Raw genomic sequence first — 12,811 nt, forward strand, 5'->3', positions numbered from 1 at the left:
CGATAGGGATGGAGGAGTTTGAGGAGGCGATTGAGCGGGTGGTAGCGGGTCCGGAGCGGCGCAGCCGGCTGATCTCGGAGGAGGAGAAGCGAATCATCGCCTACCACGAGGCCGGACACGCCCTGGTGCGTCGAATGCTTCCCAAGGCCGACCCGGTCGCCAAGATCTCCATCGTCGCCCGCGGCATGAGCCTGGGCCAGGTCCGCCAGCTCCCGGAGCGCGATTTCGTGTTGATCAGCCGCTCCAAGTTCGAGGATGAGATGGCGGCGATCCTGGGAGGCCGCGCGGCCGAGGAGATCGTCTTCGGGGACATCACGGACGGCGCGACCGACGATCTGGAGAAGGCCACCAAGATCGCCCGGGCCATGGTGACGCAGTACGGCATGAGCGACAGGCTGGGGCCGCTCCAGTTCGGGCAGAAGGACGAGCTGGTCTTCCTGGGCCGGGAGATCGCGGAACAGCGCAACTACTCCGAGCAGGTGGCCCGGGAGATCGATCGGGAGATACAGCGCTTCGTGGAATCCGCTTACAGCCGGGCCCGCGAGATCATCCTGGCGTATCGGGCCAAGCTGGACGAGATCGCCCAGCGGCTGCTGAAAGAGGAGACCATCGAGCGAGAGGAATTCGAGGCCATGTTCCAGGATCTGCCCAGACAGCCCGCCTCCGAACCGGTGCCCGCCTGATCCCAACGTCTTCCAAATGGCCGGGGCTTGATAGCTCCGGCCTTTTCATATCCAGGCCCACGCCCGGGGCAGCTCCGCACGTCGCCCAGGGCTTTCACGTTCTTGGAGTCTTAGAAAATCTACCGGCAAGGCGTCTGAGGGTCTCCCTCAACCACTAGTTCCACAGGGGGAGGTGTGGAGGGGACCTTCCCTCCACGAAAACCCCACTTCTCCGGCCTGTACCTGCCTCTCTCGGCCCTTCCCAGGGGACCAGGCCGAGGCCAGGCAGGTCGAAAGCAGAAGAAGGACTTTTTCCGGAGGGCCTCCCCACAGCAGAAGCAACGGCATTTCTCAGACACACTCTTAGTGCCTCGGTGGTTCCTATCGCACTTTTCAGACACACTCTCACATCAGGAGGGAGCGATGCCCAAAGAGCTACGGACAGGCCTGCGGGGAGAAGCAACCCTGGTCGTCAGTGCGCAGGACACAGCCCAGGCGGTGGGCAGCGGAACAGTCGACGTACTAGGCACGCCCGTGTTGATCGCGCTGATGGAGCGCGCAGCCGTAGCCTCCCTGGCCCCCGTCCTGCCAGCGGATCAGACCTCCGTGGGCACCGAGATCCACGTGCGCCATATCGCCCCCACGCCGCCCGGCATGCGGGTGACGGCCCAGGCGACGCTCATCGAGATCGATGGGCGCCGGCTGCGGTTCCGCGTCACAGCCCAGGACGAGGTGGAGACCATCGCCGAGGGGGAACACACCCGTGTGCTCGTGAACGTTGAGCGCTTCCTCGACCGCGTACAGGCGAAACAGGGGCGCTGAGGCCCCCGCCGGAGCATATTCATGTGACGCGGCGATGGTCCAAGTGCCGCATACATGTTGAACGGTTCTTTCACCGCAGAGGCGCCGAGAGCGCAGAGACTCGTCCCCCTTTCCTCCTCCTCTTCCGCGCCCATTGCGACTCCGCAGCGGGATGTGAGCCATCACCACATGCGACGTCTCCGCATCCATCGCTGCGACTATTTTCGCCACCTCTTCCGTTTTATGAGTGAGGGTCTCCAACCGGACATCCCTTTGATATCCATGAGGCGGACCAGAGGAGCGACGCCCTTCGAAGACATCGATCTTCAGCTTTTTAGACAAAAACTGTGGTTTGTATGAATTATTTACACAAGGGATTTGCCTGCCCGGCAACTCTGTGCTATAATGAATGTAGTAAGGGGCTATTGCATGTGAAGAGAGGGAGTCATCATGAGGGCAATGACCCAATCAACGACGCTGCGACGCGTGCTAGCACAGTTACCCGAAGAAGATCCCGCCTTCGGGCGTGCGATAACGATCAAGCACTTTAAGCGTGGCGAGACGGTAGCCACGCCACAGGAGCTGGAGAGCCATCTGTTCGTCTTGATGAGCGGCAAAGCCCGCCTGGTGCGCGTGACGAGAGAGGGTCGGAGGCTGGTCTTGGCCGTCCTGGAATCGGGAGCGGTCTTCGGAGAGGGAGCGCTGCTGAACGCACATACTCCGGGCACCTTCGCCGAGGCGCAGGACAACTGCGCGGTGTGGGTGATCCCGGCCGCCGAGGCGCGGGCGATGGCCAATCGATATCCGATCCTGGGATGGGGATTGCTCCAGACCTTCGGCAGCCGCCTGGCTCAGGTGGAGTCCCGTCTGGAAGACGTGGCCTACAAGAAGCTGCCTGAGCGGCTGGCGGCGCTATTGCTGGAGCTGGCGAATTATCAGGAGACCACCATCACGGGCACTAGCCACCAATCGCTGGCGGACACGCTGGGGACTTATCGGGAGACGGTCAGCTCGATCCTACGGGATTTCAAACGCCAGGGGCTGGTGGAGTTGGGCTATCGCCGGATCACGATCCTGGACGCGGTCGGATTGGCGGAGATCGCCGGGATCTCCACGTAAGCGAGCGCGTGTGGACAAGAGGCGGGGCTGCTTTCATGGCCCCGCCTTTTCTTTTTGGCGTGGGCATGTGAACGGTGGTATCATCTCCGATGGACGGAACTCACCCTGGGGAGATTCCTGTGCACATCCTCGTCCTGGGCGCCACAGGCTTCATCGGCAGTCACATCGCTCGCGCGGCCGTAGAGCGCGGCCACACCGTCCGCGCCTTCAGCCGCCCATCTAGCGATCCGATGGCCTTAGAGGGCCTGGACGTCGACCGCGCCTTCGGTGACATCGAGTCGGTGGACTCCCTCATCGCCGCGATGGAGGGATGCCAGGCCGTCGTCCATGCGGCGGGCTACTACCCTGCCACGGCGACCCCGCGCGCGGTGCACTGCGATCGAGCCCGCCGCCAGATCCAGAACGTACTCCAGGCGGCGCGAGAGGCGGGCGTTCGACGGCTCGTATACACCAGCTCCATCAGCACCATCGGCCCGATCCCGCCGGGGCGGCTGGGCACGGAGGCGGATCACTATTGGCCCGGGCAAATGCACCATCCCTATTGGGATTGCAAATGGATCCAGGAGCAAGCCGTGCTATCCGCTCCGGACCTGGAGGCCATCGCGCTGATCCCCAGCGCCGTCTTTGGGCCAGGCGATGTGAAACCGACCACCGGTACCCTGTTGCTGGCCATAGATCGGATAGGCGCACGAGTGGCGGTCAATGGCCGGGTGAACGTGGTGGATGTGCGCGATGTCGCGCACGCGCACGTCGTCGCGCTGACGCGCGGACGGCCCGGCGAGCGATATCTCATCGGTGGACACAACATCACGGTTCCGGAAGCGCTCAGAGCGGCTGCCCACGCCCTGGGATGTCCCGGCCCCATGATCACGCTGCCCGCCTTCATCTTCCGCTGGCCATCCCTCCTGTTGGACATATACCTGACCCGGCGAGGAGGGGGGCCGACGGCGGCGGCCTACTTTCTGGAAGCCCTGGGGGCTCATCAATGGATCGACGCGACCAAGGCCGTACGGGAGCTGAACCTGCATCCTCGTCCCCTGAAGCACACCTTCGCCGACGCGGTCTCCTGGTTCCGCGAGCACGGATATTTCGATCGCCCCCTGGGCCAATTGATGAAGCTAAGCTAGAGCGTGTCTGAAAATTAGGTAGTCTCCCTCATGGGTATTGCCGGGGCAGGGACGATTCATGAATCGCCCCTGTCCACAGGTAGATGGCGGCAGATAAATTCCCCGTCTGGGAAAAAGCCCACAGGAGGCGCCATTCATGCAGCGCTGCTCACAAAATGGTCTCCCGTGGGCTCACCAACTCTAGACAGGGAGATCACCGAAAATTACCAGTAAGGCGTCTGAGGATCTTCCTCGGCTACCAGCTCTACAGGGGGAGGTGTGGAGGGGAGGCCCCCTCCACGGAAAACCTACTTTTCCGATCTGCACCTGCCTTTCTCGGCCCTTCCCGAAGGACCCAGGCCGAGGCCAGGCAGGTCAAAGGCAAAAGAAGGGCTTTTTCCGGAGGGGCTCCACCCCGACACGCTCTTAGAGGGATGCGTTTCCTCACATCAACAGACGACCACAGGAAAGGGGGAATGCCCACCATGGAGTGCTACAACTGCGGAGCGGAGATCCCCGCGGATGCGCCCGTGTGCCCACGCTGCGGCATTCGCTTCGCTCCCAAGCCGGACGCTTCCACCACGGACGATCCCGATCGGTGCTGCTACTGGCCGACATGGGCCTGGGGCGCCCTCGCGATCGGCGTGGTGATCATTCTCATCCTGCTATGGGGGGTGTTTCGATGAAGAGAGGATTGCAATGCGGATGGATCATCGGGCTCGTGATCGCGCTGGCAGCCTGTGTGCCTCCCACTCCTGCGCCCGCTCAGTCGCCGCAGGTCCTTCCCACGGCGACGACAGCCCCTACCCTCGCGCCCACGGCGACACCCATCGCGACGAGCACACCCCAGCCCACACAAACCCCACTCGCCTGGCCCGTCTCCGCGGACGCGTACCCGACCCCCGAGGCCGGGTTGGCGGTGGTAGCCTTCGAGTCGCGGATCCCGTTGTGAGGTAGCTGTGCGACCCGGGTGGTCGCTGGGCTGAAGGAGATCGCCGGCGTGCAGGACGTGCAGATCCGGCGAGCGCGCTACGCCATAATCTACTACGACCCACAGCAGACCGACGAGGAAGAGCTGCTGGAGAGGTTGACCGAGATCCTGTCGAGCCACTGAACATGCGCGTGTTGGTGACAGGCGCGACCGGATTCGTAGGGGCCAATCTGGTCGCCGAATTGACGGCGCGGGGATACACGGTGCGCATCCTGCGGCGTGCCACCTCGCGTCTGGACGCCCTGGAGGGCCTCCCTTACGAAGAGGTCGTCGGGGATATCCTGGATGAGGACTCCCTGCGCAGGGCGATGCAGGATTGCACGTGGGTGTTCCACGCGGCCGGCGCCGCCGACTACTGGCGATCTCAACCGGATCGGATCTATCGGGTGAACGTCACCGGCACGCGATGTGTGATGGCCGCCGCGCTGGCGACTCAAGTCCAGCGGGTGGTACACACCTCCTCCGTCGCCGCGCTGGGGGCGCCCCCGGACGGCCGCATCGGCGACGAGTCGATGTCGTTCAATCTGAGGCCGGAGGAGTTTCGCTACGGCCACAGCAAATACCTGGCCGAGCAGGAAGTGCTGGCGGCGGTAAAGCGCGGCTTGCCTGCTGTGATCGTGAATCCCACCGTGATCCTTGGCCCGCGGGACGTTCATCTCATCTCCGGATCCCTCATCCGGGAGGTGTACCGACGGTGGATCCCCTTCGCGTTACCCGGCGGGCTCAACCTCGTGGATGTAGCGGCCGTGGCGGCCGGTCACATCGCCGCGGCGGAACGAGGCCGCGTGGGAGAGCGATACATCCTGGGCGGGGTGAACCTCACCCACATGGAGCTGCTCCGAATGACAGCCCAGGTCGTGGGCCAGCGCCCCCCCATCGGGGTCCTCCCGCGCGCGTGCGTCCCGGCCCTGGCGGCCGTGTTCGAATGGGCGCAGCGGATATGGCCTCGCCCGCTTCCCATCAGCGCAGAACAGGTTCGCCTGTCCACCCGCTACTTCTTCTTCAGTAGCCGCAAAGCGGAGGCCGAACTCGGCCTCCCGCCGACGGACCCTGTGAAGGTGATCCGGGAGACGTTCCTCTGGTATCGCGATCACGGCTACCTGTAGCCCCTCGCCGAACGCGCAAAGCCCGACGCCATGGCGTCGGGCTTTGTCGTCATCCTCCAAGATCTCGTCGGCGAGAGGACCTCTCGTCGACGAACTCCGCCTGGGCGACTCACTCGACCTTGGGCAGATGCTCCAGGGCCTCTCGCACCCGCTCCACCGGATACTCGTAGTCCACCAACTCGCCGCGCAGATACGCGTCGTAGGCCGAAAGATCGAAGTGGCCGTGCCCGCTGAAGTTGAAGACGATGACGCGCGGCTCGCCCGCCTCACGGGCAGCCAGGGCCTCGTCAATGGCCGCCCGCACCGCGTGGGAGGTCTCCGGGGCGGGCACGATGCCCTCCGCCCGAGCGAACTGGAGGGCTGCCTCAAAGCAGCTCACCTGTCCGTACGCGCGGGCCTCGATCAGGTTGTTCGCGTAGAGCAGGCTGACCAGCGGAGCCATTCCGTGATACCGCAAGCCGCCAGCATGGATGCCCGCCGGGACGAAGTCGTGCCCCAGGGTGTGCATCTTCACCAGCGGCGTCATGCGGGCCGTGTCGCCGTAATCGTACGCGTAAATGCCTCGCGTCAACGAGGGGCAGGCCGTCGGCTCCACCGCGACGATGCGCGTCTTCTTCCCGTTGACCAGATTCTCTCGGACGAAGGGGAAGGCGATGCCAGCGAAGTTGGATCCGCCGCCCACGCATCCGATCACGACATCGGGATACTCGCCCGCCATCTCCATCTGCTTGAGCGTCTCCAGCCCGATGATGGTCTGATGCATCAGCACGTGGTTGAGCACCGAGCCCAGGCTGTACTTGGTGTCCTCACGGGTGGCTGCCTCCTCCACCGCCTCGGAGATGGCGATCCCCAGGGAGCCCGGCGAATCCGGGTCCTGCTCCAGGATCTGGCGCCCCGCCTGCGTCTGGTCGCTCGGGCTGGGAACCACCGTAGCGCCCCAGGTCTCCATCAGCACACGGCGATACGGCTTCTGGTGATAGCTCACCTTTACCATGTACACCTTGCACTCGATATCGAAGAACCGACAAGCCATGGAGAGAGCGCTTCCCCACTGGCCGGCACCCGTCTCCGTAGTGATGCGTGTGGTCCCCTCCTTCTTGTTGTAATACGCCTGCGCCACAGCCGTGTTGGGTTTGTGGCTGCCCGGTGGGGAGACGCCCTCATACTTGTAGTAAATGTGTGCGGGGGTGTCCAGAGCCTGCTCAAGACGCCGGGCGCGGATGAGCGGGGTCGGGCGCCAGAGCTTGTATACCTCCTGGATCTCCTCGGGGATATCGATGTACCGCTCCGCGCTCACCTCCTGCTGAATCAGCGCCATGGGGAAAAGCGGCGCCAGATCGTCCGGCCCGGCCGGCTGCTTGGTCACGGGGTGCAGCACCGGTGGCGGCGGAAACGGCAGATCGGCTATGATGTTGTACCATTGCGTCGGCAGCTCTTGCTCTGACAGGATGAACTTCGTCTGTCCCATGCTGATCTCCTCCCATTTCTCTTGAGATGATGATGGGTGATCGAAACTTCGCATCCCGGCACACTTCCCCGGGATATCGTCCATGCCCTTTCCCCCCTCAAAGGCGATCGAGGAACCGGCGGAGGCGGGGTCGAAAATCAAAAACTCCCGTCCCCGAAGGGACGGGAGCTAAACCCGCGGTGCCACCCTGCTTGGGAGATCCTCAGGGGTCTCCCCTCTCTCAGCTCGTTAACGGAAGCCACCCGGCTCAGCCTACTCAGCGCAGGAGCTTCATCGCAAAGCCCTACCGCCGTTCAGCCTGCGGCTCCCCGGCCCATTCAGTGCCAGCGCTGACGTCAGGCTCACACCCTCCCTGACTCGCTTGGTCCCGCTTCGGCACCTACTAGCCCGGTTCCTCGCCATTACCCACTATGTGCGATGTGATCTCTTCGGCAGGCCCTTTGGGCAAAGGGAGTATAGCACAAGCGCTGCCGGCTGTCAATCGCTATTCGCCTGCCTCCAGATGCGGCTTGATCTTGCTCAGCAGGCGAGCCTTGGGCATGGCGCCGATCAGGCGCTCCACCTCCTCGCCGTTCTTGAACAGGATCAACGTGGGAATGCTCATGATCCCATAGGTCGTCATCGTCGCCGGATTCTGATCGACATCCAGCTTGGCGACCTTCAGCTTACCGTCGTATTCCTCCGCGATCTCCTCCAGAATCGGGGCGATCATCTTGCACGGTCCACACCATTCTGCCCAGAAGTCGGTCAGCACCGGGATGTCCGATTGCAATACCTCTTCCTCGAAAGTCGCATCCGTTACAACGACCGGCTTAGCCATGCCTTCCCTCCTGAGACGATTCTATCCAATCCCCACCAGCGCCCTGGTACCTTCATCACCCCTTATCCACCTTGCCGGGCAGAAGATGTGGCCCTCAGGTGAGCACGCAAGGCCATAGCGGCCTCGTCTACATCCGGGATCGCGAGGGTCAAGCGCTCCAGGGGACATAAATCCGTGCGATCTCGATTGAGGATGGCGGGCACCAGCGCCTTCCAGGACGCCCGAACGCCGGCGGTTTCCAATGTCTGACGCGCCGCCTCACTGAAGCACTCGCCATAAACGGCGCTCAGGCCAGCCTGACATGCCAGGACGGCCACCGCCCGCCCCACGATCCGGTCGGCCAGGGCCGCCCCCCGCGCCGCCTCGCCCAGGCGATCCAGCGCCTCCACCAGGGGTCTAACGCCCGCCCCCCGGCTCTGGGCCAGCACACGCCCCGCCTTCACCAGGACGAACTGCGCGCCCTCCCCAGTCAACAGATCTTTGGCCTGCGCCATATCCTCTTCAAAGCTCATCGAATCCATTATACTGGCGCCCCCAACACTTGTCCAATCCCGATTCATCCGGGTATAATCGGCCCATGTCAAGGCGCTCAAGGGAAATCGCGGCAGACTTGCAGACCCACTCCACGTGCTCGGATGGGACGGACACGCCGGCCGAATTGGTGCGAAAAGCCGCCCAACAGGGGCTTCGCGCGATCGCCCTGACGGATCACGACTCGATCCTGGGGGTGGAAGAGGCGTTAGCCGCCGGCCGTGAACACGGCGTGGAGGTGGTGCCCGCCCTGGAGTTCAGCACCCAGCAGGAACCGGAACGGGGCCTGATCGACATCGACATCCTGGGCTACTGGATCAATCCCAGCGATCCCGGCCTGCGTGATACGCTGGAACGGGTGATGGCCGCCCGGCGTGAGCAGAAGATCGCGCAGATCAGGCGGCTGCAGGAACACGGGATCGAGGTCTCCGTAGAGGAGGTGCTCGCCCTGGCAGGCGGCGTGCCGGGGCGCCCACACATCGCGGAGGTGGTATGGCGCCGGAATCCAGGGCGCTTTCGATCCAAGCAGGAGATCTTCGACCAGCTCCTCTCTCCTCACAGCCCGACCTACGTTCCCCGATCCTTCTCCCTCACCGTCGAGCAGGCGATCGAGGTCATCCTGGCCGCGGGTGGACTCCCCGCCCTGGCGCATCCCGGCTTCTACACCCACATCCAGGATATCAAACGTGTGATCCGCCAACTGCAGGAGGCAGGCCTGCGAGGCATCGAGGTCTGGTACCCCTATCGGCAGGTGCATGGCGAGGAGATCCCCGCCGCACAGGCCGAGGCCATGGTCGAGCGGTTCCAAAGGCTGGCGGAGGAACTCCATCTGTTGGCCACGGGCGGATCTGACTATCACGGCCAACGCACACCCCACATCCGCCTGGGCGAGTGCGGGATGACATGGGAGGATTATCAGGCGCTGAGAGAGACGGCGAGACAAGGGATATGAAACCAACTAACGAGATGACGGAACCCGAACGCGTGGCGGAGATCTTGCGGCGGCTGGAGGAGGCCTATCCGACCGCCCAATGCGCTCTGCACCACACCAACCCGCTGGAACTCCTCGTGGCCACGATCCTCTCGGCTCAGTGTACGGACGAGCGGGTCAACCAGGTCACCCAGGAGCTCTTCCGGAAATATCCCACGGTCGAGGATTACGCCTTCGCCAACCCGGAGGAGCTGGAGCAGGATATCCGCCCAACGGGCTTCTACCGGAACAAGGCACGGCATATCCAGAACGCGGCCCGGATGATCCTCGAGCGCTTTGGCGGCCGGGTGCCGGACACGATGGAGGAGCTCCTGCAGCTCCCCGGCGTCGCGCGTAAAACGGCCAACGTCGTGCTGGGCGTCGCCTTCCACAAGGCGGAAGGCATCGTCGTGGACACGCACGTCAAACGCGTCTCCCGCAGGCTCGGCCTGACCCGAGAGCAGGATCCGAAGAAGATCGAACAGGACCTCATGCGCATTATCCCTCGCGAGCGATGGATCGACTTCGGCCATCAGATGATCTGGCACGGGCGGCAGATCTGCCAGGCCCGTAAGCCGGACTGTCCGAATTGCCCCCTGAACGACCTCTGCCCCTCAGCCGAGATGTAGCCCACTCCCTCTCCCTTCACATCTCCTCTGACGTAAGGAGGCCCAACTGATCCTCGCGGGGCAAGCCCTTCCACGCCGCCCCGGGGCGGATCAATGACGGGCCTCCGTATTTTTACGATTCGCTTACTGATTTGGTACCCACGTCCTACCCCGCGGCGCCCATACCGGGACCAGAGTAACCTGGGGATATGTCCTCCCAACAGCTAGGATGGAATGAGAAGGGATACGCACTATGATGACATCCGAAAAGGCTTATGGGAGGGGTGTAGTATGAGGAAGAGTGGGCGGCTGCCCGGAGGAGGCTGGCTGCTCCTCATCCTGATCGCGCTGTTGGCGATGGGGCCGGCAGCGTCATCAGGGATCGTTTACGCCCGGGAAGACACGGCGAAGTACGCCCCCGGGAGAGTGATCGTCAAGTTTCGATCTCGAGCGACTTCCGATATCACCGGTGAGATCCAGGCGGATCTGGGCGGCAGGCTGGTCGATGAGCTGCCGCAACTCCGGATGGCGGTTTTCGAGTTCGATCGCTTGGATGTGATGGAGGCCATACGTCGAATCGCCGCCCGGTACGACGTGGAGTATGTAGAGCCCGATTACATCGGCTACCCCACATGGGAGCCGAACGATCCGGCCTACGTCTCCGGGTACCAATGGGCGCTGTCGAAGATCCAGGCCGCTCAGGCGTGGAACTATTCTCGCGGCCAGGGAGTGATCATCGCCGTCCTGGACACCGGTGTGGATGTGAACCACCCCGACCTGCAAGGCCAGCTCCTCCCCGGGTTCAGTTACACCACGGATACAACCGATGTGACGGACCGCTGTGGACACGGGACGCATGTGACGGGGATCATCGCGGCCAAGACCAACAACGGCGTTGGGATGGCCGGGGTGGCCCCTCTGGCGCAGATCCTGCCCGTTCAGGTGATGGATCGCTACTATCCCGACCGGGGATGCTATGGGTATTACAGCGACTTCGCTCGCGGCGTCATCTACGCCGTGGACCATGGCGCACGCGTGATCAACATGAGCTTCGGCAGCACAGCTTACTCATACTCCCTGCGTGATGCTGTGGCATACGCGGCCAGCCAGGGCGTCCTCCTGGTCGCAGCAGCGGGGAATTACAACAGCGACACGCCGTTCTATCCGGCGGCATTCGAGCAGGTGATGGCCATCGCCGGCACGGACAGCAGCGATTCACGATACATATACTCGGACTTCGGCGACTGGATCGATGTCTCCGCGCCCGCCACCAAAATCTACTCGCTCTATACCGACGGCTCGACTTCCTCCTACATCTCCATGAGCGGCACCTCGATGGCCGCCCCGCACGTCGCGGCCATCGCCGGGCTCCTGCTGGCCCAGGATCCCGGACGTTCGGCCAGCGATCTGTGGACGATCCTGGAGCAGAGCGCGGACGACCTGGGGGACCCCGGCTGGGATCCCTACTTCGGGCACGGCCGGGTGAACGCCTACCGGGCACTGACCGGCGCCTGGACAACCTCGGCCACGCCAACCCCCACACCGACGGATACGCCTACGCCGACGTGGACGCCCACGAGCACCCCCACGGCCACGCCGCTGCCCACGAACACGCCCACACCCACGGCAACGCCACTGCCGACGAACACGCCGACGTGGACACCCACGAACACGCCATTGCCAACGCCTACCTTCACATCCACGCCCACGAACACACCGACGTGGACGCCTACGCCGGTACCCACTGATACACCGACGCCCACGCCGACATGGACGCCCACGTATACACCTACGCCCACGGCAACGCCGACAAGCACGCCGACATGGACCCCAACGGCGACGCCCACACACACCGCGACGCCAACACCTACCTACACGCCCACGTGGACGCCCACACCGGTACCCACCGATACGCCGACGCCTACACCGACATGGACGCCCACCTACACGCCCACGTGGACACCCACGTATACACCTACGCCCACGGCGACGCCGACAAGCACGCCGACATGGACCCCAACGGCGACGCCCACGCACACCGCAACGCCAACACCTACCTATACGCCCACGTGGACGCCGACAGATACGCCCACGCCGACGTGGACGCCCACCCACACACCGACTCCCACGTGGACGTCCACACCGGTACCCACCGATACGCCGACGCCTACACCGACATGGACGCCCACCTACACGCCCACGTGGACACCCACCGCGACGCCCACGCACACCGCGACGCCGACACCTACCTACACACCCACGTGGACGCCGACGGATACGCCCACGCCGACATCGACGCCTACGGCAACACCGACGATCGCGCCCACGTGGACGCCCGCGCCACCGGAGGCCACGCCGCCTCCGCTGCCCACGCCGATATGGACAACGCCCATGCCCGCCCAGATCGTCGCCGATCAACTGGAAGTGGGACAGCTGCGCCAGCGAGATGTGACGCGCGGGTTTGAGGACCGCACGGTCTTCCAACGCGGCGACCGGATCGCCATCCTGACCCATCTGCTGCGGAACGATCAACCCGTTGAGAACGCGATGATCCTGCTCATTATCCAGGAGCCGGATGGCGACTTCGTCCCGCTACAGGCCATCTCCGACGAGTACGGATACGCCGTCA

General features: G+C 63.9%; 14 protein-coding genes. 11 read left to right on the forward strand and 3 right to left on the reverse strand.

Annotation, left to right across the window (positions count from 1 at the left end; translation table 11 throughout):
• The 8 genes from GXP39_13095 to GXP39_13130 form a co-directional block, all read left to right on the forward strand.
• Positions 1-683, forward strand: a 683-nt coding sequence (locus tag GXP39_13095) for a cell division protein FtsH (GenBank protein ID NOZ28971.1), incomplete at its 5' end; no start/stop codon positions are given.
• 402 nt (positions 684-1,085) lie between these two features.
• Positions 1,086-1,484, forward strand: coding sequence for a thioesterase family protein (locus GXP39_13100; GenBank protein ID NOZ28972.1), 399 nt, complete (start codon positions 1,086-1,088; stop codon positions 1,482-1,484).
• Positions 1,485-1,922: 438 nt separating this feature from the next.
• Positions 1,923-2,582, forward strand: coding sequence for a Crp/Fnr family transcriptional regulator (locus GXP39_13105; protein ID NOZ28973.1), 660 nt, complete (start codon positions 1,923-1,925; stop codon positions 2,580-2,582).
• Between the two features lie 119 nt (positions 2,583-2,701).
• The gene (locus GXP39_13110) at positions 2,702-3,709 is read left to right on the forward strand and encodes an NAD-dependent epimerase/dehydratase family protein (protein ID NOZ28974.1); all 1,008 of its coding nucleotides are present in this window, start codon (positions 2,702-2,704) and stop codon (positions 3,707-3,709) included.
• Between the two features lie 455 nt (positions 3,710-4,164).
• Positions 4,165-4,374 carry a hypothetical protein gene (locus tag GXP39_13115; protein ID NOZ28975.1) on the forward strand — a complete coding sequence of 70 codons (210 nt, stop codon included), beginning with the start codon at positions 4,165-4,167 and terminating at the stop codon, positions 4,372-4,374.
• Positions 4,371-4,640, forward strand: coding sequence for a hypothetical protein (locus GXP39_13120; protein NOZ28976.1), 270 nt, complete (start codon positions 4,371-4,373; stop codon positions 4,638-4,640). The genes GXP39_13115 and GXP39_13120 overlap by 4 nt, the downstream gene beginning before the upstream one ends.
• 18 nt (positions 4,641-4,658) lie before the next feature.
• On the forward strand, positions 4,659-4,802 hold the full coding sequence (locus GXP39_13125; GenBank protein ID NOZ28977.1) for a hypothetical protein: 144 nt from the start codon (positions 4,659-4,661) through the stop codon (positions 4,800-4,802).
• A gap of 2 nt (positions 4,803-4,804) precedes the next feature.
• Positions 4,805-5,785: an NAD-dependent epimerase/dehydratase family protein gene (locus GXP39_13130; protein NOZ28978.1), complete on the forward strand. Its 981-nt coding sequence runs from the start codon at positions 4,805-4,807 to the stop codon at positions 5,783-5,785.
• Between the two features lie 109 nt (positions 5,786-5,894).
• Here GXP39_13130 and GXP39_13135 read toward each other — a convergent pair whose 3' ends face one another.
• From GXP39_13135 to GXP39_13145, 3 genes are all read right to left on the reverse strand, one after another.
• Positions 5,895-7,253 (reverse strand): TrpB-like pyridoxal phosphate-dependent enzyme, encoded by a 1,359-nt coding sequence (locus GXP39_13135; protein ID NOZ28979.1) that lies wholly within the window; start codon positions 7,251-7,253, stop codon positions 5,895-5,897.
• A 484-nt stretch (positions 7,254-7,737) separates the two neighbouring features.
• A complete protein-coding gene (trxA, locus tag GXP39_13140) occupies positions 7,738-8,073 on the reverse strand; it encodes a thioredoxin (protein NOZ28980.1) in 336 nt (111 codons plus the stop codon).
• A gap of 62 nt (positions 8,074-8,135) precedes the next feature.
• Positions 8,136-8,567, reverse strand: a complete 432-nt coding sequence (locus GXP39_13145; GenBank protein NOZ28981.1) for a DUF1893 domain-containing protein — start codon at positions 8,565-8,567, stop codon at positions 8,136-8,138.
• 116 nt (positions 8,568-8,683) lie between these two features.
• On the opposite strand from GXP39_13145, the gene GXP39_13150 reads away from it, so the two are divergent.
• The 3 genes from GXP39_13150 to GXP39_13160 form a co-directional block, all read left to right on the forward strand.
• On the forward strand, positions 8,684-9,556 hold the full coding sequence (locus GXP39_13150) for a PHP domain-containing protein (GenBank protein ID NOZ28982.1): 873 nt from the start codon (positions 8,684-8,686) through the stop codon (positions 9,554-9,556).
• 14 nt (positions 9,557-9,570) lie between these two features.
• On the forward strand, positions 9,571-10,203 hold the full coding sequence (gene nth, locus GXP39_13155; GenBank protein ID NOZ28983.1) for an endonuclease III: 633 nt from the start codon (positions 9,571-9,573) through the stop codon (positions 10,201-10,203).
• 270 nt (positions 10,204-10,473) lie between these two features.
• Positions 10,474-12,811 (forward strand): peptidase S8 (locus GXP39_13160; protein ID NOZ28984.1); only part of this gene is annotated, 2,338 nt, incomplete at its 3' end.

The sequence above is a fragment of the Chloroflexota bacterium genome (genome assembly GCA_013152435.1).
In the GTDB taxonomy this organism is placed as follows: Bacteria; Chloroflexota; Anaerolineae; order DUEN01; family DUEN01; genus DUEN01.